Origin of the sequence: Ruegeria sp. AD91A, assembly GCF_003443535.1 — a bacterium.
Lineage (GTDB): Bacteria > Pseudomonadota > Alphaproteobacteria > Rhodobacterales > Rhodobacteraceae > Ruegeria.
Genome location: NZ_CP031946.1, coordinates 2273776 through 2297433, shown reverse-complemented (window position 1 = coordinate 2297433; position 23658 = coordinate 2273776). Strand labels below are relative to the sequence as shown.

The 23658-nt window shown below is 54.4% G+C and carries 25 protein-coding genes; 20 read left to right on the top strand and 5 right to left on the bottom strand.

Annotated features, from left to right (window positions below):
• The first annotated feature begins 4 nt into the window (after nucleotides 1-4).
• The 9 genes from D1823_RS11460 to D1823_RS11420 all read left to right on the top strand — a co-directional run bounded on the left by D1823_RS11460 (nucleotide 5) and on the right by D1823_RS11420 (nucleotide 8370).
• A complete protein-coding gene (locus D1823_RS11460; RefSeq protein ID WP_117870083.1) occupies nucleotides 5-790 on the top strand; it encodes an SDR family NAD(P)-dependent oxidoreductase in 786 nt (261 codons plus the stop codon).
• The gene (locus tag D1823_RS11455) at nucleotides 791-1717 is read left to right on the top strand and encodes a 3-hydroxyacyl-CoA dehydrogenase family protein (protein ID WP_217582603.1); all 927 of its coding nucleotides are present in this window, start codon (nucleotides 791-793) and stop codon (nucleotides 1715-1717) included.
• Nucleotides 1718-1760: 43 nt separating this feature from the next.
• Nucleotides 1761-3041 carry an ABC transporter substrate-binding protein gene (locus D1823_RS11450; protein ID WP_117870081.1) on the top strand — a complete coding sequence of 427 codons (1281 nt, stop codon included), beginning with the start codon at nucleotides 1761-1763 and terminating at the stop codon, nucleotides 3039-3041.
• Between the two features lie 62 nt (nucleotides 3042-3103).
• Entirely contained in the window at nucleotides 3104-3820 is a 717-nt protein-coding gene (locus D1823_RS11445; protein WP_371415274.1) for an ABC transporter ATP-binding protein, read from the top strand.
• On the top strand, nucleotides 3813-4520 hold the full coding sequence (locus D1823_RS11440; RefSeq protein WP_117870077.1) for an ABC transporter ATP-binding protein: 708 nt from the start codon (nucleotides 3813-3815) through the stop codon (nucleotides 4518-4520). The genes D1823_RS11445 and D1823_RS11440 overlap by 8 nt, the downstream gene beginning before the upstream one ends.
• 1 nt (nucleotide 4521) lies before the next feature.
• Nucleotides 4522-5385: a branched-chain amino acid ABC transporter permease gene (locus tag D1823_RS11435; protein ID WP_117870074.1), complete on the top strand. Its 864-nt coding sequence runs from the start codon at nucleotides 4522-4524 to the stop codon at nucleotides 5383-5385.
• Nucleotides 5382-6410 (top strand): branched-chain amino acid ABC transporter permease, encoded by a 1029-nt coding sequence (locus D1823_RS11430; RefSeq protein ID WP_117870072.1) that lies wholly within the window; start codon nucleotides 5382-5384, stop codon nucleotides 6408-6410. The genes D1823_RS11435 and D1823_RS11430 overlap by 4 nt, the downstream gene beginning before the upstream one ends.
• 4 nt (nucleotides 6411-6414) lie before the next feature.
• Nucleotides 6415-7353: a 3-keto-5-aminohexanoate cleavage protein gene (locus D1823_RS11425; protein WP_117870071.1), complete on the top strand. Its 939-nt coding sequence runs from the start codon at nucleotides 6415-6417 to the stop codon at nucleotides 7351-7353.
• A gap of 75 nt (nucleotides 7354-7428) precedes the next feature.
• Nucleotides 7429-8370: a YHYH protein gene (locus D1823_RS11420; protein WP_117870069.1), complete on the top strand. Its 942-nt coding sequence runs from the start codon at nucleotides 7429-7431 to the stop codon at nucleotides 8368-8370.
• 346 nt (nucleotides 8371-8716) lie between these two features.
• Here D1823_RS11420 and yghX read toward each other — a convergent pair whose 3' ends face one another.
• The 5 genes from yghX to D1823_RS11395 all read right to left on the bottom strand — a co-directional run bounded on the left by yghX (nucleotide 8717) and on the right by D1823_RS11395 (nucleotide 13608).
• Nucleotides 8717-9604, bottom strand: a complete 888-nt coding sequence (gene yghX / locus D1823_RS11415) for a YghX family hydrolase (protein WP_117870067.1) — start codon at nucleotides 9602-9604, stop codon at nucleotides 8717-8719.
• Nucleotides 9605-9693: 89 nt separating this feature from the next.
• Nucleotides 9694-11217, bottom strand: a complete 1524-nt coding sequence (locus tag D1823_RS11410; protein ID WP_117870065.1) for a malonyl-CoA synthase — start codon at nucleotides 11215-11217, stop codon at nucleotides 9694-9696.
• Entirely contained in the window at nucleotides 11214-12512 is a 1299-nt protein-coding gene (locus tag D1823_RS11405) for a malonyl-CoA decarboxylase (protein WP_205511825.1), read from the bottom strand. The genes D1823_RS11410 and D1823_RS11405 overlap by 4 nt, the downstream gene beginning before the upstream one ends.
• Nucleotide 12513: 1 nt before the next feature.
• Nucleotides 12514-13179, bottom strand: a complete 666-nt coding sequence (locus D1823_RS11400; protein ID WP_117870063.1) for a GntR family transcriptional regulator — start codon at nucleotides 13177-13179, stop codon at nucleotides 12514-12516.
• Nucleotides 13180-13221: 42 nt separating this feature from the next.
• Complete coding sequence (locus D1823_RS11395; RefSeq protein WP_117870061.1) at nucleotides 13222-13608, bottom strand: YciI family protein; 387 nt, start codon at nucleotides 13606-13608, stop codon at nucleotides 13222-13224.
• Between the two features lie 85 nt (nucleotides 13609-13693).
• Between D1823_RS11395 and D1823_RS11390 the strand changes: the two genes are divergently transcribed.
• The 11 genes from D1823_RS11390 to D1823_RS11340 all read left to right on the top strand — a co-directional run bounded on the left by D1823_RS11390 (nucleotide 13694) and on the right by D1823_RS11340 (nucleotide 23643).
• Nucleotides 13694-14578, top strand: a complete 885-nt coding sequence (locus tag D1823_RS11390; protein ID WP_117872860.1) for a fumarylacetoacetate hydrolase family protein — start codon at nucleotides 13694-13696, stop codon at nucleotides 14576-14578.
• On the top strand, nucleotides 14575-15240 hold the full coding sequence (locus tag D1823_RS11385; protein WP_117870058.1) for a malonic semialdehyde reductase: 666 nt from the start codon (nucleotides 14575-14577) through the stop codon (nucleotides 15238-15240). Before D1823_RS11390 ends, D1823_RS11385 begins: the two co-directional genes overlap by 4 nt.
• 18 nt (nucleotides 15241-15258) lie before the next feature.
• Nucleotides 15259-15714 (top strand): OsmC family protein, encoded by a 456-nt coding sequence (locus D1823_RS11380; protein WP_117870056.1) that lies wholly within the window; start codon nucleotides 15259-15261, stop codon nucleotides 15712-15714.
• A 33-nt stretch (nucleotides 15715-15747) separates the two neighbouring features.
• Nucleotides 15748-16821 carry a C4-dicarboxylate TRAP transporter substrate-binding protein gene (locus D1823_RS11375; protein ID WP_117870054.1) on the top strand — a complete coding sequence of 358 codons (1074 nt, stop codon included), beginning with the start codon at nucleotides 15748-15750 and terminating at the stop codon, nucleotides 16819-16821.
• A gap of 30 nt (nucleotides 16822-16851) precedes the next feature.
• A complete protein-coding gene (locus D1823_RS11370; protein ID WP_117870052.1) occupies nucleotides 16852-17403 on the top strand; it encodes a TRAP transporter small permease subunit in 552 nt (183 codons plus the stop codon).
• On the top strand, nucleotides 17400-18704 hold the full coding sequence (locus D1823_RS11365; protein ID WP_117870050.1) for a TRAP transporter large permease: 1305 nt from the start codon (nucleotides 17400-17402) through the stop codon (nucleotides 18702-18704). The genes D1823_RS11370 and D1823_RS11365 overlap by 4 nt, the downstream gene beginning before the upstream one ends.
• A 10-nt stretch (nucleotides 18705-18714) precedes the next feature.
• Nucleotides 18715-19581: a dioxygenase gene (locus D1823_RS11360; protein WP_117870048.1), complete on the top strand. Its 867-nt coding sequence runs from the start codon at nucleotides 18715-18717 to the stop codon at nucleotides 19579-19581.
• A 21-nt stretch (nucleotides 19582-19602) separates the two neighbouring features.
• Entirely contained in the window at nucleotides 19603-20409 is an 807-nt protein-coding gene (locus D1823_RS11355; RefSeq protein WP_117870045.1) for an amidohydrolase family protein, read from the top strand.
• A gap of 68 nt (nucleotides 20410-20477) precedes the next feature.
• Nucleotides 20478-20783 (top strand): hypothetical protein, encoded by a 306-nt coding sequence (locus tag D1823_RS11350; protein ID WP_162896822.1) that lies wholly within the window; start codon nucleotides 20478-20480, stop codon nucleotides 20781-20783.
• On the top strand, nucleotides 20780-21907 hold the full coding sequence (locus tag D1823_RS11345) for a cytochrome-c peroxidase (protein ID WP_117870041.1): 1128 nt from the start codon (nucleotides 20780-20782) through the stop codon (nucleotides 21905-21907). Before D1823_RS11350 ends, D1823_RS11345 begins: the two co-directional genes overlap by 4 nt.
• A gap of 809 nt (nucleotides 21908-22716) precedes the next feature.
• Nucleotides 22717-23643: a DMT family transporter gene (locus tag D1823_RS11340; RefSeq protein ID WP_162896821.1), complete on the top strand. Its 927-nt coding sequence runs from the start codon at nucleotides 22717-22719 to the stop codon at nucleotides 23641-23643.
• The last annotated feature ends 15 nt before the right edge of the window (nucleotides 23644-23658 follow it).

The following is a 23658-nucleotide window of genomic DNA, read 5'->3' as shown; positions in this document are numbered from 1 at the left end:
AAGAATGTCTGATCCACTCAAGATGTTTGACGTAAAAAACAACGTCGCACTGATCACCGGAGCGTCGGGCGCGTTTGGAATGGTTGCTGCGCGCGTTCTGGCTGGCGCTGGGTGCAATCTGGTTCTGGCTGCGGGCAATCAGGACGCGCTCGACGAGATTGCCAAAGAGTGCGAGGCGCTTGGTGCGACCGTCGTTGCGGTGAATACCCGCCCGTCCGACGAGGCATCATGCAGTGCGCTGGTAGAAGAAGCAGTCAACAACTTTGGTAAGCTCGACATTCTCGTTGTCGCGTCTGGTATGAACAAAGTTGCGCCGATCAACGAAATGGCACCGGAAACCTTTGATGCAGTGATGGACGCCAACGTGAACCAGAGCTGGTTGTTGGCGCGCGCGGCGGCGGCACACATGAAGCAAAGCGAATATGGCAAAATCATTTTCGTCAGTTCTGCGCGCAGCATCCTGGGGCACCCTGCCGGCTACACAGCGTATTGCGCGTCAAAGGCTGCTGTGAACGGGATAACCAAAGCCTTGGGATGTGAGCTGGGTCCAACAGGGATTACCGTCAATGCGATCGCGCCAACGGTATTCCGTTCGCCTTTGACGGCTTGGATGTTTGAAGACACCGACGATGCTAAGGCGGTACGCGATGGCTTCCTGACCCGTGTTCCCAAAGGACGACTGGGTGAGCCTGAAGACCTTGCCGGTCCGCTCCTGTTTCTCGCGTCGCGGGCATCTGATTTTTACACCGGGCATATCCTTCATGCCGATGGCGGATACACGGCTGGTTAAATGATGGTGCACAAGAAACAGCAGATGGCGGTAATTGGCGCGGGTCTTATGGGGCACGGTATCGCCCTGACCTTGGCAAAAGCGGGCCACTACGTCGCCATCACCGATCCCGTGGAAGAGGCGCGCGCGACCGTGTCTGACCGCATCCGCGCCAGCATGGCGGCGATGGGGGACGACGAGGTCACAATCACAAATACTCTCAAGATGATTGAAATCTTTGCGACGACGGAAGGTGCGGTTCAAAATGCCGATGCTGTTTTTGAAGCGGCGCCGGAAAAGTTGGAGCTCAAGCAAGCGATCTTTGCTGAGATCGAGGCGCACGCACCAGAGACCTGCATACTCGCTTCAAATACGTCGGTCATGCCCATCACTCAGATCATGTCTGGATTGCGACTGAAAAGACGCGCGTTGGGAACGCATTGGTGGAACCCGCCGCACATGATTCCATTGGTCGAAATCATCAAGACGGAATGGACAGACCCCGAGATAGCACGGACGATGTTCGATCTGCTGAAGGACGCTGGAAAAACTCCGGTGATGGTCGAAAAGGACGTGCCCGGCTTTATCGGCAATCGCCTTCAACATGCGCTGTGGCGCGAAGCGGTCAGTCTGGTGGAAAACGGTATTTGCGACGCGGAAGCTGTTGATACTGTGATCAAGTCCAGCTTTGGGCGGCGATTGGCGGTCCTTGGTCCGTTGGAAAACGCGGATTTGGTGGGTACTGACCTGACACTCGATATCCACGAAAACGTACTGCACGATCTCGAAGCGCATAAGGGACCTTCATCCTACCTGAAGTCGCTCGTTGAAGCGGGCAAGCTAGGCATGAAATCCGGCGAAGGTTTCAGGAAATGGGCCGAGGGCGAGGCGGATCAGGTTCGCCACCGCGTCGCGAAACACCTGAAAAATCTCGAGAAGACTTTGTAAGATCAATCAAACACTGGCGGGAGGCCGGTGAAGGGAGGACGCAATGACAAGGACTTTCAAAACGGCCACTAGGCGCAGTTTTATTGCCGGTGCTACGGCGGCAATCGCCGCGCCGGCCATTCTTCGGGCGACGCGCGCCTACGCCGCAAACCCAACGCTGCGGGTCGGCAACGTTAGCCCTCGCACCGGACCGCTTGCTGGTTTCGCTGAGGCCGACGAGTACGTGCTTCAAGCCATACAGCAGGTCTTTTCGGCCGGGTTGGACAACAATGGAAAGACCTGGAATGTCGAGATCATCTTAAAAGACAGCCAGTCCAACCCGAACCGAGCAGCAGAGGTTGCAGCTGACCTGATCCTGGGCGATGAGGTCGATATCATCGTTGCGGCTTCAACACCGGACACGGTGAACCCTGTCGCTGATCAGGCAGAGATCAACGAAGTTCCCTGCATCACCACCGACTGTCCTTGGCAGCCCTATTTCTTTGGCCGCAATGGTGTTCCTGGTGAGGGTTTTGAAACGACCTATCACTTCTTCTGGGGTTTGGAAGACGTGATCGCAGCGTTCCTCGATATGTGGGACAAAACGGGTGTCACAAAAACCGTCGGCGGTCTTTTCCCCAACGATGCTGACGGCAATGCTTGGGGCGATGCGGAACTTGGTCTGCCAAAGCCGCTCGCCGCCGCCGGATACACGCTGACCGATCCCGGTCGCTATCAGCCTCTGTCCGATGACTTCTCAAATCAGATCGCAGCGTTCAAGGCTGCTGGCTGCGAAATCGTCACTGGCAACATGATCCCGCCGGACTTTGCGACGTTCTGGAGCCAAGCGGCCCAGCAAGGGTTCAACCCGAAGGTCGTGACCATTGGCAAGGCACTTCTGTTCCCATCCGTCATTGAATCGCTGGGCGACCGTGGTGATGGGTTGTCGACCGAGGTCTGGTGGTCACCGCATCATCCGTTCTCGTCCTCACTCACAGGTATTTCTTCGAAAGATCTGGCAGAAGGTTACACGACAGAGTCGGGCCGTCCGTGGACACAACCGCTCGGCTTTAAACACGCGCTGTTCGAGGTCGTCGCGGATGTCATCAAGCGGGCGGATGATCTGGAAGACCCGTCTTCGATCATTTCGGCAATCACGTCCACCAACCTGAACACAATTGTAGGGCCGGTGAACTGGGGTGATGGGCCAATCAACAACGTCACCAAAACTCCGCTGGTCGGTGGCCAGTGGCAGAAGTCCGGAGACGCCTATGAGTTGCAGATTGTTGCAAACAGCACCACGCCCGAAGTTCCGGTGACGGCAGATATGAAACTGCTGGGCTAACCAGACATTCGGCGCCGATCTTGGCGCCGAACCCTCCATCCGAGAGAAGCATGACGACAATCTTGAGACTCCAAGACCTGAGCAAGGCATTTGGCGCAGTAACTGTCGCCGATGCCATGAGCTATGAGGTTCAGCAAGGCGAGGCACTCGGGGTAATAGGCCCCAACGGCGCCGGCAAAACCTCGATGTTCAACTTGATCACGGGGACGCTCAAATCCAATTCCGGGGTGATAGAATTCAGCGGGCAGAACGTCACCAAATGGAGCGCGGCAAAGCGCAGCCATGCAGGCATCGCGCGTTCTTTTCAGGTCCCGCAGCCGTTTTCGGGCATGACTGTTTTCGAAAACGCGATGATCGCCGCCACGCAATCAGCTGGCATGCATGGACACCAGGCCGAAAACTTTTGTCTGGAGGTTCTGGACCAAACAGAACTGCTGCCCAAGGCAAACGTTCTTGCTGGTAGCCTGACTTTGCTGGAGCGTAAACGCCTGGAACTAACACGTGCGCTTTGCGCCAAGCCCAAACTGCTGTTGCTGGATGAGATTGCCGGTGGTTTGACCGAAGCCGAGTGCAAGTCACTGGTCCAGACCATCAAAGACATCCACGCCTCTGGCGTCACCATCATCTGGATCGAACATGTTGTGCACGCCCTGCTGGCCGTCGTGGATCGTCTGATCGTCATAGACTTCGGAAAGAAGATCGCCGAGGGCGAGCCGCAGGCAATCATGGAAAGCGCGGAAGTCAAAGAAATCTATCTGGGGATCGAAGCCGATGCCTGACTCAATTCTTCAGACACGCGGTTTGAACTCCTATTACGGCGATTTCCAAGCGCTTTATGATGTCGAATTGGACGTCGGCGAGGGAGAAGTTCTGGCCATCATTGGTGCAAACGGCGCAGGCAAGACGACCCTGATGCGGTCAATCACCGGGTTACTGACGAACGGAGTGGATCAGATTCACTACCGTGGTCAGGATATCAGCCGGCTTCGCGCAGACGAGGTTGCAGAACTTGGCCTCGCCATGGTTCCGGAAGGTCGCCAGCTATTCCACTCTTTGTCTGTCAAAGAAAACCTAATGATCGGTGCCCAAATTGGCCGCACAGGTCCTTGGGATCTGGCTGCCGTCTACGATTTATTTCCGATCCTTGAAGAGCGCAAAGATCAGGCCTCGACATCGCTTTCGGGCGGTCAACAGCAGATGGTCGCAATCGGGCGCGCACTGATGGCCAATCCAGATCTCATCCTGTTCGACGAAATCAGCCTCGGGCTCGCGCCGATCATCATCAAAGACATCTATGAAGCGCTGCCCGGCATCATCGGCGAGGGCATGAGTGCGATCATCGTCGAACAGGACATCACCAAGGCACTGTCGGTCTCAAGCCGGGTCTACTGCCTGCAGGAGGGGCGCGTTTCGCTGGAAAGCGCGTCCGACACCGTTTCGCGCGAAGACATTTCGCGCGCCTATTTCGGGATCCAATAATATGGAATGGCTGAACGCTATCGTGCAGGGAACTTTGCTGGGTGGGCTTTACGCGCTGTTTGCTGCTGGTCTGTCGTTGATCTTTGGTGTCATGAGGCTGGTCAATATTGCTCATGGTGATCTGATTGTGTTGGCCGCATATCTCGGGCTGACCGTAACGACCGCGACCGGGATGCATCCTATGGCCGCGTTGGTGATTGTCGTTCCCGCTATGGCGCTGATTGGGTATGCACTTCAACGCGGCCTACTGAACCAAACTTTGGGCGACGATATTCTTCCACCGCTGCTTGTGACCTTCGGGCTGAGTGTAATTATCCAGAACGGATTGCTGGAGGTCTACACGGCCGACCCGCAAACATTGAATGCTGGTGCGCTGGAAACAGCCAGCGTTGCAGTAGGCGGTGTGACCCTCGGGATATTACCGCTACTGACCTTCGGGATCGCCATCGCTGTGATTTGGGGGCTGCAATGGACCTTCTATCACACCGCACTTGGGCGCGCGTTCCGAGCGGTTTCTGACAATCAAGACATCGCACAGCTCATGGGTCTCAATCGTCGGCATATCTTTGGCCTGGCAATGGCGCTGGCCCTCGGCGTGACGGCAATCGCCGGTATCCTGCTTGGTATTCGGACAAGCTTTGATCCTTCCATTGGCGGGGGGCGCCTGATCTTTGGCTTTGAGGCCGTTATCATCGGTGGGCTAGGCAACCTTTGGGGTACGTTGATTGGCGGCGTTATCCTTGGCGTTGCGCAAACCATCGGAGCCAAGATTGATCCGGGCTGGCAGGTGCTTGCCGGTCATATTGCTTTCCTTGTTATTCTTGCCGTTCGTCCGAACGGCCTCTTCCCGAGGATTTCCGGATGAACCTACGGGACTGCTCTGTTTCTCGATCGTCAAAAGCAGCCCGTGTTGCCGCGATCCTAACCGCAATTGCTCTGCTTGTATTGATTGCAGCGCCCTGGTGGGCAGGCCGCGCTGACATGCGCCTGATGGGAGAGCTGTTTCTCTACCTGTCCCTCGCCACTCTTTGGAACCTCATGGCGGGTTATGCCGGTCTCGTCTCTGTTGGTCAGCAAGCCTATGTGGGCTTTGGCGGCTATATGCTCTTTGCGCTTACGATGCTTGGCGGTTTGCACCCACTGGTTGCTATCGCAGCTGCAGGAGTGCTGGGGGCTTTGATCTCAATCCCGGTTGCAGTTTTGATTTTCAGGCTTCGGGGCGCTTATTTTGCCATAGGCACCTGGGTCATCGCAGAGGTCTTTCGGCTGAGCTTCGCGCAAATCTCAGCGCTTGGCGGAGGATCAGGATCTTCGCTGCCCGTCGCCATCGTTAAATCACTGGCGTCCGGGCGCGCGATGCGTGAGGCGCTGAGCTATTGGCTGGCGCTCGGGGCCACTGTTCTGGTGGTGACAGCCGTGTATCTCTTCCTGCGCTCGCGGCAAGGGTTGGCGCTGACGGCAATTCGCGACAACGAACTCGCAGCCGGCAGCTTGGGTATTGATATTTGGCGCACAAAATTCATCGTTTATGTTGTCACCTCAGCGTTTACGGCAATGATCGGTGCGCTCATCTTCCTGCAAAAGCTACGCATCTCGCCGGATGCGGCGTTCAGCGTCAATGACTGGACCGCCTTTGTCATATTCATCGTGGTGATCGGCGGCATCGGCACCATCGAAGGGCCGATTATCGGTACGCTGGTTTTCTTCGCCCTGCGCGAAACACTCGCAGACCTCGGTACAACTTATCTGATCGTTCTCGGCGTTGTCGCAATCGTTGTCATGCTCAAGGCGCCAAAAGGCATCTGGGGCGTTATCCGTAGCCGCTATGACCTGCAACTTTTCCCGCTGGGCTATCGCGTCAAGCACATCGGACAATCCAAGGAAAACTGAACCTATGGCCCGTCAGAAAAAGACCATCATTACATGTGCTGTAACAGGAGCGATCCACACACCAACTATGTCGGATGCGCTCCCGTACACTTACGACGACATCGCACGGCAGGCGATCGAGGCCGCCGAGGCCGGAGCGTCGATCCTACACCTCCACGCCCGCAACCCTGAGAACGGGTCGCCATCGGTCGATCCGAACGACTTCGCGCCATTCCTGCCCCGTATAAAACAGGCAACGGACGCTGTTGTGAACCTATCGACCGGTGGATCGCTGACATTGTCCATTCAGGACCGGATCAATCCGGCCAAGACTTTCAGCCCCGAAATGTGCTCGATGAATATGGGTTCGATGAACTTCTCGTTTCACCCCTTGGCCAACCGGTATGGCGATGATGATTGGAAATTTGATTGGGAGAAAGACTATGTCGCGAACTCCGATCAGAACATCTTTCGCAATACGTTCCGGGACATTCGCGAAGCGGCAGAAACGCTCGCGCCGCATGACATCAAATTCGAACATGAATGCTACGATGTCGGCCATTTGTATAACTTAAAATTCTGCATGGATATCGGGTTGTTCAAAGCACCTATTTTCATTCAGTTCATCTTTGGAATCCTCGGTGGTATCGGGCCTGAGGTCGACAACCTGATCTTCATGAAACGCACAGCAGATCGCCTGTTTGGTGATGACTACCGCTGGTCCGTTCTCGGAGCCGGCGGTGCGCAGATGTCGCTTGCTACCACTGCAAGTCAGATGGGCGGCAATCTTCGCGTTGGCCTGGAAGACAGCTTGTTCATCTCGCGTGGAAAGTTGGCCGAAAGCAACGCTCAGCAAGTCGCCAAAATTCGGCGTATCGTAGAAGATCTGGGCAGTCAGATGGCGACGCCTGATGAAGCCAGGGAAATTCTTGATTTGAAAGGGGGAGACCGCGTCGCCTTCTGATGATTGGACGCTTGGTCCAACCTCTCATCGAGTGGCCTATTTTTGGAATTTCGAAAACCCTTAGGAGGTTGAACCATGCGATTGGTGTATTTGGCAATCAGCGCGCTTTTGTTGGGTTTTGTTACCGTTCAGGCTCATGCTCAAAACGAAGCCCAAGACATCACCAACCTTTTGCTCAGCAACCGATCTGGAGACTGCGCGGATTATGAAGGAGTGTATTCTGCTTCGGTGGAGGACGTAACGCGCCAACAACGGTTTAACTCCGAAATCGAAATTTCGGCAGAAAGCCAGCACTGCACTCTCAAGACCAATGGCATTCCCAACCATGATTTCAACGGGCCCAAAGCCAACTTCGCTAACAATGTACGCGAATTGCCTGGCACTTTTCGGATTCCCAGAAATCCGGAAAAGGCCCGTAACCAAACCGTGCTGTCGCAAAGGAGTTATGATGCCATTTTGTTGAATGGCGTGCCGGTCGATTTGCTTTCGGCTGGGTGTTATCGCCCGAGCGGCCCGCGAGCAGATAAGAACGGCAATGTGTTGGCAGGGTGTCGAGACACTGATCTTTGGCTGCTCGATCCGCCGTCCTACGATCAGTATTTTGGCGTAGATCTTCACAATGCGCACGCCCAGCCCGATGGGAGGTATCACTACCATTCCAATCCAAATGCTCTGTTTTTGGATCACGCCCTTGATAAACCGTCACCTGTTATTGGCTTCGCAGCTGACGGCTTTCCGATCTACGGGACGATTTTCAAAGACAGCGACGGCAAAATTAGACCTGCGATCTCTGGCTATGAACTCAAAACTACACCACGACCTGCTCCACCTACAGGGCCCGGTGGTACGCCGGACGGGACATATATCGACGACTACGAGTTCACAGAGGCTGGCGATCTAGATAAGTGCAATGGCATGACTGTGGATGGCCAATACGGATACTATGTCACGACAAGCTACCCGTGGGTGCTCAACTGTTTGGTCGGAGCACCTGACAGCTCATTCGACAAAAGGTGATCTCTAGCCCCGATTTCGGAGATGCAGTTTTGACCTATCCTGGATTGACCCAGACACTTCGCGTTTTCTCCGCGATGCTAACGGTATTGCGAAATAGCTCGCAATTCTAATCTGATTGGGATTGCCATCCGTTTAAAGCGGTCAAAGTGATTCATTGAATTTGAGACTGCTGCCTTGGGGCTCAAATCAGGTGTTCTTTACACCCAAGCCTTTTAGCCAAGCGTTCCTGTCGATCAATCTGATCATGAGAAATAGAATACTGGGGTTTCAAATGACTTGGCCCCGGTAAACTGTGGGTTGCGACGAAGCGAGGAAAACACAATGCTCGCTTCGCTGTATACTGTAGTTACTTCAGGTAAGTGTTGAACCAATCAATGGTGCGGTCCCAGGCTAGGTTTGCCATTTCCTCGTCGTAACGAGGCGTGCTGTCATTATGAAAACCGTGGTTGGCATTTTCGTAGATGTAGGCCTCGTAAACCTTTCCGTTGGATTGCAGGGCGGCTTCAAAATCCGGCCAACCTGCGTTGATGCGCTCATCAAGCTCTCCCATCTGAATCAGCAACGGTGCCTGAATTTTGGCCACATCCTCAACTGCTGGCTGGCGACCATAGAATGGCACGCCCGCGGCCAATTCGGGGTAAGCTACGGCAATTGCGCTGACCACACCACCGCCATAGCAGAAACCCACAGCGCCAACCTTCCCGGTGCAGTCTTCTCGGTTCAATAGGTATTCAAAGCCATTGAAGAAATCATTCATCAGCTCGACCCGATCGACCGTCTTTTGAAGCTCGCGCCCATCAGCATCGTTGCCTGGGTATCCGCCAGCCGACGTCAGACCGTCTGGAGCCAGAGCCATAAAGCCTGCTTTCGCCAAGCGTCGCGCCACATCTTCGATGTAGGGGTTAAGGCCGCGGTTTTCGTGGATTACCAATACCGCGGGCAGGGGCTCTTCAACGCCGGCGGGTCGGACAAGGTATCCGCGAACATCACCGGTTCCATTCGGTGAAGGATAGGTGATGTAGTCCGCGTGGATATCGGGATCGTTGAACGACACTTGCTGAGCCATCGCGTAGTTCGGGCTGAGCATGTTCAGCAGCGCGACCGCTGTCACGCCGCCGACCGCGAACTTGCCTGCGCGGTCCAGGAATTGGCGCTTGGTGATCTTGCCGTGCGCGTAATAGTCATACAGGTCCAGAAGTTCCTGGTCGAAGTCTTTTGCCGTCATGCGAGTCATTGTGGATCTCCTGATGAGTTTGGCAGTCTGAAGGGTGGGTAGTATCCGATCTGAAGGTCTTGATTTGATTGAGCGTCTGGCTGGGCTTCCTAAGATAACGCCGGTGACCGTTCCTTGTTCGCGTACCGTTCGCGCAGCGCGTTCTTTTGAACTTTTCCCATAGTGTTTCGCGGCAACTCCTGGACGAGTTCGTAGCGGCGAGGATGTTTGAATCGCGACAGCTTGCTTCTGATGATTGACTCGATCTGTTCCACCTGAAGCTGTGCTCCAGGCTCGGCAACCAGAGCGGCAATGATTGCTTCACCGAAGTCTTTGTCGGGGACGCCGAAAATCGCCGATTCCTGAACGCCATCGACATCGTTCAAAACGTCTTCAATTTCTTTAGGGTAGACATTGTAACCACCAGTGATGATCAGGTCTTTTGACCGACCTACAATCGACAGGTAGCCATCCTCGCTGTATTGGCCCAGATCTCCGGTGATGAAAAATCCATTTTCTCGAAGCTCTTCAGCCGTTTTTTCGGGCATTTGCCAATAGCCCTGAAAAACATTGGGGCCACGTACTTCGATCATTCCGATCTCGCCCTGGGGCAGCGGTTCTCCAGTTTCAGGGTCGGTTACGATCACCTCGGTGCCGGGTATGGCCATACCAACAGTTCCCGCGCGACGCTCACCGCCATAAGGGTTAGAGGTGTTCATGTTCGTTTCGGTCATACCGTAGCGCTCAAGGATACGGTGGCCCGTGCGCGTTTCGAACGCCACATGGGTCTCTGCCAGCAACGGGGCTGAGCCGGAAACAAACAGACGCATGTTCTCTGTGATCTCATCGGTGAAACCTTCGTCGGCCAGCAATCGGGAATAAAAAGTGGGGACTCCCATTAGAAGGGTCGAGTGGGGCAATTCCTCCAAGATCATTCCAGTGTCGAATTTTTTCATCAGCCGCACTTTGGAACCGGCGAGTAGTGATGTGTTCATCGCCACGAAAAGCCCGTGCGTGTGAAAGATGGGCAACGCGTGAATCAAGCGATCAGCGTCGGTGATACCCCACAAATCCACAAGGGCTTGGGCATTGGACAGCAGGTTTCGGTGGCTGAGCATCGCGCCCTTGGACCGGCCCGTGGTACCTGATGTGTAAAGAAGCGCCGCGAGGTCGTCCGGCGCGCGATCCACAGTTTCGAATACACAAGGCTGTGCGTCCGCTTCGCGGCTCAAGCTTGGATTTTCGCCGCCCAAGGTCAGCAGCTTTGCACCAGACCGGGTCGCCAATTGTTCGAATTCAACTTTGTCGTGGCTGTCGCAAACGATTAACGCAGGTTGCGCATCAGAGATGAAATAGTCCAACTCTGCCATGGTATAGGCAGTGTTTAGGGGCAGGTAGACAGCACCTGCCCGAACCGAAGCGGCATAGAGCGCAATCGTGTCGGCCTGCTTGGGCGCTTGCACAACGATGCGACTGCCAGGGGAAACTCCACTGTTCTGCAAGACATGCGCGATTTGCGCGGTGCGCTGCAGAAACTCATCATAAGTGACCACCTGGCCATTATCGAGTTGCAGGAATGGAGCCGTGTTGCCCTTGTGGCGGGCAAACAAACTGTCGTAAAGTGTATTAGTCACGCTGTATTTTCCCTAGGCTTTACCGCAAGCGTCGCAGTAGAAGCCGCGCGAATTGAACGCGAGGCTTGGATCGTGGCACGTGTCGCGAATTCTTCGTGGTAACGTTCTGTTTTGTTCAAATCGTAAAGGTAATTGACCATCGCACCTCCGGACTGGGCGCGTCCGTTTGGCGACTGATCTGCCTGGGCATGCAGGTCATGAAGCTCGGCACCATTTCCCAAGTGAAAGCGCGCCACAGGGTCAAGCGGCATGCCATCTTCGCGCTTGGCGAACATCAAGTACCGGGCGGCCATCGCGCGCACGTCCTGCGGTGTTGCTGTTTCTGCAAGCACGGCCTCGGCGGCATGCCCGTGTTCCGGGTTGTCTGTTTCACCAGCCAGCCACCGGTTTAGCCCCGGTATCGGCGACAATGTCACAAAGGTATCAAGCCCGCGAAGCTCCCGCGAAAGCTCGGTCACAACCTGCTTTATCAATAGATTCCCAAAGCTGATGCCCGCCAAACCCTTTTGGCAGTTTGAAATGGAATAGAACGCCGCGACCTTTGTCTGCTCGGCTTCGATCGGTTCTGGTGCTTCGGATAGAAGCGTATCTATTGCATCCGGGATTTCGGCGGTCAGAGCGACCTCAACAAAAATCAGTGGCTCATCTGGCATCGAAGGATGGAAGAACGCAAAACAACGACGGTCTGGCGGGTAGAGCCTTCGCCGCAAATCGTCCAGATCGTTGATTTGGTGCACCGCTTCATAGGCGACGATCTTATCCAGAACGCGGGCAGGGGTGTCCCAGCTGATTTGCTTGAGGACAAGAAAGCCCCGGTTGAACCAGCTGCGCAATAAATGGACGAAATCGATATCTGTTCGCTTGAGTTCCGGTTTGGATTTGAGAAAGCGCAGCAGATCAACGCGCATGGCGACAAGTTCCTGCGTCGCACCAGACGGCTGGTTCAGCCGTCGCAATAACTCTTGTCGCCGTGGCTCTGAAACTTCACTAAGCCTTTGATAAAGATTGACACTTTGGTCACTGGCGTAGAGGCGGGCTGCTTCAGAAAGCTGATTTGCGTCCAACTCAAGTTGGTCGTTCAAATAGACAAAAAAGTCTAGTTTCTCCGCATCATTCAGGGTGTGGTAGCGCTCAAGGATCGTAGACGCGAGCGTGAAGCCTGATACTTCACCTTCCGCAGATAAAAGCGCCTCACATAGTTCGGCAATGGACCGTTTGTCATCCTTGTCACGCCTATTGTCGGGACGGTCCAGCAATTGGTTTAGTAGATCACCCAGAAACCAATTCCGCTGCATTTCAGGGCTCCATCTGGCTGCTAAGGTACTCACCTGTTCGGCGGTAGTGATCGATTAGGTGCCGAGTTGCGCTGTCTGCGTCGTGATTTAATGCGGCGTCCAGGATTTGCTGATGTTCGGCGGCGATGTCTCGCTTTTTGTAGCTCGACCCGCCGGCCGCCAGATAGCGGTAGCGAATGTTCAGGTCATAAAGTTGCGAGCAATACCGCAGCAGCAACGGCAGTTTCGAATTGTCCAACAAGGCCATATGAAACGCCTTGTGAGCGTCCTCAAAGTCCCGCGCCCCGTTCTGGCTGGCCTTTTTCATATGATGGTGACGTAAGACAAGCCGATCTTCCCAGGCCGCATCCGCATTGGTGATGGAAGCGCGTAACGCGGTTTCCTCAAGGTTGCAGCGCAACAGAAGTATTTCCTCGAAGTTACACTTGCTGACTGGCGCTGCCCGAAATCCGCGCTGATCAATCCGCTCGACCAACATGTCTGAAGTCAAAAGGCTAAGCGCTTCACGAACCGGACTAGCGCCAGTGTCCAAAATCCCGCGAAGCTGTTCGATCTTGAGTTTTTGACCTGGAGGTAATTCTCCGGTCAGGATCATTTCGCGCAGCCTTCGATACGCTCCATGAGTGGCTGATGTCTCTTTGCCCTCGGTATCAAGCATGGCGTCCATATCCGACTGTTCCTATTTCGCAGCAAATACTCTTGAGTGCACTTAACTGAAGGCACTCGTTCCAGTCGATAGACCAACTGAAAGGTTCAGCGAGCCTTCGTTGATCAACCAGCGCCGAAGTACAAAGCTACGTGCCCCGCTTTTGTGCATAGGATCGTCTTCGGCCAGCTTCCGGGCGGATTCAAGGTTGTCGGCGCGATAGATGATCAGGCCCATTCCTTGCATATGCTCGCCGGTTTCATCCGACATGGGGCCTGCAAAAGCCAGCTGCCCCGAACGTTCCAACTGCGCCTGATACGCCAAGTGATCTGGCAGTGACGCCTTTACATCTTCGGGCGCTTTGGCTGGCGTGCTCAGCGCGACGTAAAGCTCTAAAGCAAGCGCACCGCGGCTTTTTGCTTCTGATTTGTAGTCTGCCCAAGCAACCATTTGGCGTCTCCAGAAAAAATCGATATTATTTGACATATGGCAAAATAGTCGGCAAAAATCAAGCGAACTGACATGGATGGTGAAAATGAAATACCTGGTGGGAGAGACTTCGGAAGGCACAGCGGTTTTTGCTGTAAACGGCGAAAACGCAGTGAATCTAACGGCTTTGGACCCTGCCGTCGGTTCGGATTTGATGGGATTGATAGCCAAGCCTGAACTGGCCGACTCACTTGTCGGCAAAATTGACGCGGCAGACAGTATGCCCGTGTCTTCCATCACTCCGGCATTGCCCGTTGCCGCTCCCGGAACGATCATTTGCATGGGGTTGAACTACACGGACCACATCAAGGAAGGCGGGTATGACATCCCGGAATATCCGACGCTGTTCATGCGCGGGAAGAACTCGATCATGGCGGCAGGGCAACCTATGGTGCGGCCTGCCTGTTCGGAGAAGCTCGACTACGAAGCCGAACTTATGCTGATCGTTGGAAAACGCGGCCGCCATATCTCGGAACAGGACGCACTGAATTATGTCTTTGGCTACACCGTATTCAACGATGGTTCGCTGCGGGACTATCAGCGCAAAACCGTTCAGTGGACGCCCGGCAAAAACTTTGATGACACGGGCGCGATCGGTCCTTTCACCGTGACGCCGGATGAGTTGCCCGAAGGGGCATCAGGTCTGAAGATCGAAAGCCGTGTGGGTGACGAAATCCTGCAAAGCTCGAACACGGCCAACATGATCTGGGGTGTCCGGCAGGTAATTGCGACGATTTCGGAATATACCACTTTGGAGCCGGGGGATCTGATTGCGCTGGGTACGCCGCCTGGTGTCGGACACGCCAAAAAGCCCAATCCCCGTTGGTTGAAGCCCGGCGAAACCGTTGAGGTCGAGATTGAAGGCATCGGAATTTGCGCCAGCCCAATCATTGACGAAAAGGATGCCAAGTCCAAGGTGGCTGCAGCATGAGCGCACCAACCGGAGCAGAGCTGGAGGCACTTCGCGCCAAGGCGCAGCAAGATCACCGCGATCTGCGCGAACGCATTCCACGCTTGTCGGAAGACGCGATTGCGTTGATCTTACGCGAATCCAGATCGCACTACGCGTGGACCAACAAGCCTGTTTCTGACGACCTACTTGAAGAGATCTACGACATCACGATCAACGGCGCGACCAGCATGAATACGTTGCCCGCGCGCTTCGTTTTCGTGAAGAGTCTCGAAGGGAAAGAGCGGCTTGCAAAGTCTTTAAAGCCGAAGAATGTGCCAAAGATGATGGATGCTCCGGTCACGGCGATCATTGCCTATGACATGGATTTCTGGAAGGAACTGCCCTTTCTTTTCCCGCACGAAGACCGTCGGCCATTGTTCGAAAACAAGCCCGACTACGTGGCAGACACGGCCTTTCGAAATGGCACGCTTCAGGGCGCTTACTTCATGATTGCGGCCCGGGCTGTCGGGTTGGACGTCGGCGCCATGTCAGGTTTTTCGAACAAGATCGTCGACGAGGAGTTCTTTGTGGGCACGACGCTCAAGTCCAATTTTCTATGCAATCTGGGCTACGCGGACGAGACCGGATTGTTCCAGAAGCTTCCACGTTTTCCATTCGAAAAGGTTTGCTCTTATGCATGAGGAGGTGACGCTGTGGCTATGAAAGTAAAACCTGTCGTGACGTACCGCACGACAGCTCAATGCCCGACTCATGCGCGGACTGAGATACCAATTCGCGATCTTGATGTTGTTGTCGATGAACCCGTCGAACGCGGCGGGACAAATCTTGGTCCGTCTCCGACCGAAACCGCAATGGCAGCCCTGATCGCCTGTACGAATGTCATCGGGCACAAGAACGCACATCGGTTGGGAGTTGAACTCGGCACGGTGACAATCGACGCGAAATGCAGGCTGGATCGGCGCGGTGTCCTTATGGAGGAAGAGATCGATGTTCCGTTTCCGGAAATCGAACTCACCGTGAATTGTGAGACGCACGCCAGTCAGGAGGAGCTGACACGCGTGGGCGAAGAGACAGCTAAATATTGCGCCATCGCAAAACTGTTTGAAGCGGCAGGCACGGACCTGACCGTCAACTGGGTCAAAACAAACAATTAAAGACAAAAGACCCGACTTTCTGGGAGGAGAGAAATGAAAAACTGGACCAAACGCAGCCTAGTGGGCGCTGCTCTGGCAGGCATCATGGCGATGCCCCTCGCGGCAGAAGAGACCATCTCTGCCGTCGTAATTGATGGCTATCCCGACCGCGCGTTGTGGGTCAAAGAGTTCACCAACTTCTTCATTCCAGAAGTGGACAAACGGCTGGGCGATTCCGGCAACTATAAAATGAACTGGCAAGAGAACTACGGCGGTTCAATCGTTAAGCCGAAAGGCGTTCTGGAAGGGATTCAGCTTGGCCTTGGCGACATTGGTATCGTCACAACCATCTTTCATTCCTCTAAGCTGCCCAGCCAGGGTATTTCGGGATCGACACCCTTCGTGGCATCGGACTCCCGTGCCGTGGCTAAGGCAGTTGATGAAATCGCGCGCGAATACCCTGCGATGCAGAACGAGTTTGCTGCGCAGAACCAAGTTTACCTTGCCACGGGCGTTGTGCTCGACACATATCAAATTTTCTGCACGGAACCTGTTTCTTCGGTTGCCGATCTTGAAGGCCGCAAAATCGCGGGAGCAGGCCTGAACCTGCGTTATCTTGAAGGGATCAAGGATGCCGCCGGCGTACGCGGGGGACTAACCGATTTCTACAACATGCTTCAAACCGGCCTCGTCGATTGCGGCATGCTTTGGCCCGAAGCCGCAAAGACGTTTAAGATCGCGGAAGTGGCGCCTTACATGCTCAAGGCTGATCTGGGAGCGGTGAATTCCAAGACCATCACCGTCAATGCCGACTACTGGGCAAGCCTCCCGGACGAAGTCAAAGACGTGTTGAAGGCCGTCGCCATCGACTACCGTGACCATGTCGCCGGCATCGCGATGGACCGCGCCGCTGCTTCGCGGGATGCGTATGTTGAAGCGGGTGGCACAATCGTCGAAGTTTCGGACGAAGACCGTGCCGCTTGGGCAAACGCCATGCCGAATGTCGCGCAAGAATGGGCCGCGACGCTGAACGATAACGGCGAGCAGGGCACAGAGATGCTGGCCGCCTACCTTGGCAAACTTCAAGACGCCGGTTTCACCGGAGTGCGTGACTGGACAGCCGAATAACTGTCCGGCGATCCGGGAAAGGGGCCTTTCATGCTGAAGACCGCAGTTGCTGGCCTGTCGCGGGTCGCCAATTCGCTCGCAATCGCCGCCAACGCCTTGGGTACGCTCGTCGTCCTTGCGTTGGTGGTCATTCTGAATGTTGACGTCATCGCGCGTGGCCTGTTTTCAGCCCCTCTGCGCGGGACCTACGAGATGGTCCAGTTTTCGGTCGTGATGATCGTTTTCTTGCAGTTGGCCGACGTCGTCAGAGTAGATCGGTTAACACGCTCGGACGGGTTCCTGAACCTGCTACACCATCGTCGCCCGGGCTTGACAGCCAACCTGAGGCGCATCATCAATGCCATCTCGGCGATCTTCATGGCATTGGTTGCCTATGTGACATTCCCTGAATTTCTACACATGTGGCAGACACAGGACTACTTCGGAGTGCCCGGTCTTTTCACATTGCCATGGTGGCCGGTCAAACTGGTCATCGCGTGCGGTACTGCGCTTGCCTGCGTGATCTTCCTGCTCAAGGTCGTCACGGCGCAGGACCGTCCGCAACTTATTCGCACCCCTGAACATGACGAGGCCGCAGAATGACGCCGATTGAGATTGGCCTGATCTCGGTCATTGCCATCGTCTTTTTGATCTACGCAGGTGTCTACATTCCGATTGCTTTGGGCGTGGTCTCCTTCGTGTCGATCTGGCTGATGCGGGACAACTTCACGCTTGCGCTCAACCTGCTGAAGGTTGCGGTGGGCGACAGTGCGATGGAATACAGTTTCGCGACAATCCCGCTGTTTACCTTTATGGGTCTCATCGTTTCAAAAGCGGGACTAGGCAGGGACATTTACGAAGTCATGACCATGCGGTTTCGCAAGGTCAAAGGTGGTATCGGAATGGCGACCGTCGGAGCAAACGCCGTGTTTGCGGCCGTTACCGGGTCGTCCATTGCGTCCGCATCAGTGTTCACCAAGGTCTCGGTCCCGCAGATGATGGCGCAGGCATATAATCCACGTTTTGCGGTTGGGGTTGTGGCCGGGTCGTCGGTTTTGGGGATGATTATTCCACCCTCGGCGATGCTGATCATCTATTCCTTTGTCGCCGAACAGTCCGTAGGGGACATGTTTCTGGCGGGAGTAATACCCGGTATCATGCTGGCGATAGCTTATGTGGGCGCGATCTGGTTGATGGGCCGCTTCACACCTGCATTTGTGGGCGGCCGGGTCGTCGAAGACACCGAATGGATGTCCGGGCGCGAGATCGCATCTAAGACCCTGCCCACATTGTTCATTATCACGGTAGTGCTCGGTGGCATTTACACAGGATGGCTAACCGCTGTCGAGGCGGGTGCCGCCGGGGCACTGGTTGCGCTCGTGATCGCAGTTGTGCGCAAGTCCATGACACCAAGAGCGTTCTGGGAAGCGTTGCTGGAAACCGGTCACATTACAGCGGCGATTTTGTTCCTGATTACGGCAGCTTCGATTTACAGCCGCATGCTGGGACTGGCCGGGCTGCCCAATCAGTTGCAAGACTTGCTTGCGGGGAATTCAGCGTCCTTTTGGTCGATCATGCTGCTCTACGTCCTCTTGATGCTTTTTTTGGGAACACTACTCGATACGGCGTCCATCATTCTGATCGTTGTCCCGCTGTTTCTGCCCATGGCCGAAGCTCTGGATATGTCGCTGATCTGGTTCGGTATCATCACCGTTGTCGGCGCTGAAATCGGACTTTTGACCCCGCCGCTAGGCATATCCTGTTTCGTCATCAAATCCACGATCAACGATGACCGCATATCGCTAATGGACGTCTTCATGGGCGCACTTCCCTTTGCGTTCGTGATGCTGATCGTTCTGTTCATTCTGATCGAATTCCCGATCCTCAGCCTTGCCCTGATATAAGGAGGCCAAGATGCGCTCTGTTACCTCAGACAATATCACCGACGTTTTCATGGGGTACTTGTCCAAAGATACCGATCCAAGGATGCGTGAAATCATGGGGTCTCTGGTCAAACACCTTCATGGTTTTGCCCGTGAGACCAATCTGACACATGACGAATGGCGCGCAGGAATAGCGTTTCTTGAGGGGTGCGCCGCCATAGAAACAGAAGACAGGCACGAGTTTGTTCTGGCCTCGGATGTGCTAGGCCTGTCGTCTTTGGTGGATATGCTGCATTCCAGCCCTGACGCGACCAGTTCCTCCGTGCTGGGGCCATTCCATGTCTCTGGCGCACCCCCGCTGCCGATCGGTGGCGATATGAAACGCCACTATGGAGGGCCGGTTCTGCTGGCCGAAGGCGTGATCCGGGATACAAAGGGCAATCCGATTGCGGGTGCTGAGCTCGACATTTGGCAAACCGCGCCAAACGGGCTTTACGCCAGTCAGGATGAGGAACAGGATACCTATTCTTTTCATGGCTTGATGACGGTCGGCTCAGATGGCCGCTATGCTTTCACCACTGTCAAGCCAGTGGAATACACTGTACCATCTGACGGGCCGGTTGGGGATATCCTGCGCGCCTGCGGCCGCCATCCCTGGCGACCGTCGCACTTGCACTACATCATTAAGGCCCCGGGTTATCGCTCGTTGGTGACAGAAATATTTCCCGACGATGATCCCTATCTGGATGAAGACACGGTGTTTGGCGTGCGCGACGATCTGGTGATGACCTATGTTGAAAGGCCAGTTTCAGAATTTCCCGATGGCATGGAGCTTTCTGGTAAGATCACTGAACCTTTCTTGCACGTGAAGTTCGATGTGAGGCTTGCCAAAGTCTGAACGATATTGAGGAGGCTTGAGGTGCTGAAACATATCTTCATATTAGGTGCCGCGCTGATTTGCAGTAGTGCTATCGCAGAAGAGCGCCCGATCTTTGACGCGCATATTCATTACAGCCACGATGCCGTCAAACTGGTTCCTCCCGAACAGGTGGCCAAAATCCTTCGGGATGCGGGCGTTCGTAAAGCCCTGGTCTCCAGCTCGGATGACAATGGCACTCAACTATTGTTGGCCGCAGCACCAGATATAGTCGTGCCAGCACTGCGCCCTTACCGTCGCCGCGGTGAAATCAACACCTGGATGCACGATGAAACTGTAATCGACTATTTGGAAGCAAATCTGGCCAAGAACGACTACGAAGCCATCGGCGAGTTTCACGCTTACGGAGACGACATTAAGACGCCGGTTATCCAGCGCATGATTGCACTGGCGAAAGAGCGGAACCTCATTCTACACCACCACGGCGATCGAGAGGCAGTTGACCTGATCTTCGAAACCTGGCCTGAAGCTCGGGTACTGTGGGCCCACTCTGGCTTTGATGATCCAGCGAGTGTTGTTGACGCGCTGGATACCTATCCCAGGCTTTGGGCCGACCTGGCGTTTCGTTCAGACATGGCTTCAAGAGGCAGAATTGACCCCGATTGGAAGGAGGCTTTCGAAGCCCATCCGGATCGTTTCATGGTTGGTACGGATACGTTCGCACCTGAACGTTGGTACTACGTAGGCCCTCATGCCGATTTTTCGCGTGAATGGTTGGATTTGTTGCCGGACCAGATCGCAGACAACATTGCCTATGCCAACGCAGAACGTTTGCTGGCATCAGAATGACCCACTGCGCTGCTTGGTTTCTTATATGGTCCAGCGCGGCCGTTGCTTGTGAGGCGACGGGGCAACGCATGAATTCGGACGCTCAAAACGCGCCCGAGGTGTATCTGGCTGTCGACGAAATTCCGTTGGCGCAACCGTTTTCCATTTTGGTTTCAGTTTGCGATGGGACTGCTGTTCGCCAATTGCATGTGGATGCAATAATGCCGGCTCATCGACACGGTATGAACTATACCCCCAATGTTACCGCCTTGGGCGGCGGAGCGTTCCGCGTTGATGATATGCTGTTTCACATGCCGGGTTTGTGGGAGCTGCAGGTCGATGTCGACATCAATGGCCAATCAATTTTCTATTCGTCAGAAATTACGCTGAAATGAAGCTGTGGGTTACAGCTGCGCTCATAGCCTTGACAGGGGCAGTGCGTGCAGAGGTCTTGTTATCTGCAGACGAAATTGAACAAACGCTTTCCTTTGGGCCGTGGCCACCATCCTTCCAGTCAGACCCAAGCAATAGGGTTTCGAACAATGCCAGAGCGATCGCGCTTGGAGAGGCCTTATTCAACGATCCGGTGTTATCCGTCGACGGTGCATTTTCTTGTGCAAGTTGTCATGATCCTGAACAGGCGTTTGCAACGTCGGAGGCGCGGGCGCTCGGCCGTGTACTGTTGGACCGAAACACTCCATCACTGCGGAACCTGGCCGGACTCCGCTGGTATGGGTGGGGTGGCAAAAGCGATAACCTTTGGGCAGCCAGCCTGCATCCGATCATCGAAGAACAAGAGATGGCGCACAGCCCCGAAAGCCTAAAAACAGCAATGTCTGAAAGTGCCTACATTGATGACTTTGAAGCTATTTTTGGCGTCATCCAAAATCAGGGCCCAGAGCTTGTTCTGGTGAATGCCGCGAAAGCTCTTTCGGCTTACTTGGAGATTTTGGTTACAGACCGGACGCAGTTTGACGATTTTCGCGATGCCTTAGAGCGTCGAGATTTTCCAGCGGCTGCCTACTACCCTGAGGCAGCCCAGCGAGGTCTTCAGCTGTTTTTAGGGCGCGGGAATTGCGTATTTTGCCACAACGGCCCGAGGTTTTCCAACAATGAGTTCCACGATGCCAGTGTACCATATTTTCTGAATGAAACCGAGGTCGACGAAGGTCGGTTTGGTGGATTGAACTTTTTGCTCTCAAGCCTCTATACACTGGACGGCGACTGGAATGACGATCCGGATAAGCAAGGTGCTTGGGCGGTTCGAAATGTACGCCGGAGCCACGCTGAATTTGGAACCTTCCGCACGCCCAGCCTGCGTGGAGTGGCTGAAACCGCACCGTACATGCATGACGGCAGCCTAAAGGATCTGAACGCTGTGATCCGACATTACAGCAAAATCAATACGGAAAGGCTGCACGCCGACGGTGAAGCCATTCTCTCGCAATTGAATTTGTCTGAGCAAGAGATTGCAGACTTAGTTGCGTTTTTGATGACGCTGTCCAAGGCACCTTATTAAAGCGTTTGTGTTTAAAGCCCGGGAATGGGCTATTTGGCAAGCTGGTTCGGCGACTATCGTTAGCAGTGCCGATGAGGGGGTTCTGCTCGCTCTGGGTCAGATTTGCTTGACGTTTGGGTCAGAAATGGATGACGTGATTGGCCGATTTGTTGAGGTTTTGGATATCGATTGAGTCAAGTATCAGTGACGTTCTACATTTCCTGTTGAACGTCACACGAATCTGACCCAACCGTCACAGGTGGACCAGAAACAAGGTGAACGTTCGACATCAGATGGCGCCCCCAACGTTGGACATCAGTTGAATTTGACCTTTACGTCATCAACTAACACGCCGCCCCCTTATTATGCTCCCGCAGACAGTTTGGTTTGTTCTGACTTCCCTTTCGGACAATCAGAGCTGATTTGCAGGTCAGACAGCGAAGCTGCCTGTTCCTGCTAATCTGCCACGTGGCAAACGCGGGGGGGGGCGAGGCAACGCTATTCGACAGGGGTGGTGCGGCCCGCAGGCACAGCCGAGGACAAGCGGTCATATTTCACGACCGATATCCGCGCCGATAGGAAACTGCAGAAGATGATCTAATGACTCGGCGCCGACCAGTAACAAGGCAAAACAGTCATTCGACAGAACTGTTACGATGGCCGCTTCGAGGGCTGCGACCGCAGCATCACAGAACCACTCTGAAGGTCTCCTTTGGGCCGCTTTCCGAGTTTCGAGGTCAAAGCAGTGCAAGTTTTTAAAGGTGGTTTTTACACAATGGCTGCATCGATTGAAGCTTTGTTTCAAAAGCCGGTCATGCTCTGATGTAACCATGAAAATGAACAAAACTGCACTGGCTTACGGGGCATTGTTGCTTGCAATGCTGATCAGCGCCGGGAACTTTTTGTTCGGCAATCTGGCAGTCAACGAAGTTCATCCGGTTGTATTAACGTTTTGGCGCTGCCTGATTGCAGCAATATTTGTTTTACCACTTGTTCTGAAGGGACGGAGCAACCCATTCCAGCATTTTCAGGGCAGTTGGCTCCGTACTACAATCCTTGCTTGCATTGGCGTGGTGGCTACGCCCTGGTTTGTATATACAGCGCTCCAATCCAATGATCTGATAGATCTTGGTGCCGGATATACCAGTGTGCCTTTGCTCACGATCTTGTTTTCGGCATTGTTGCTTAACGAACGATTGCGAGCAGTTCAGTATCTGGGTGTCGCCATCGCACTCTTTGGAGCGCTGGTTTTTGCATTTCGTGGTGATTTGGAAAATCTAATCAATTTCAACCCGCATCTCGCCTTCCTTTTGATGATAGCCTCCAATGCCTGCCGCGGGCTTTATTTGGTTCTTCTCAAGAAATGGCACATACATCTTAAGCCCGACGAAGGTTTGTTCGTGATTTTCGTTGTTGGCATTGTCGTTCTGCTGCCGTTCGTTGTGATACATGAAGCTGGCACATTTCGACCATTAGACTACTCTTGGCAGGTCTGGGGCTCGATCCTGTTCGTCGGAGTTGGTATGGGTGCTATCTATCTGCACCTGCTTAATTTCGGCACAAACGAAGTTGGTGCGTCGACAGCCTCGCTATTTGCATATCTCGTGCCGATACTCGTTACGGTCGAAGCTGTAGCCCTAAAGGGCGTGGATCTCCAGATCTATCAAGGTTTCGGCGGTGTGCTGATTGTTAGTGGCGTTTTGATCGCAACCCGTTTGCACCATCGACCAACCGCTGCGGACCATCCGCCTCATTGATACATGTGCTTCCAG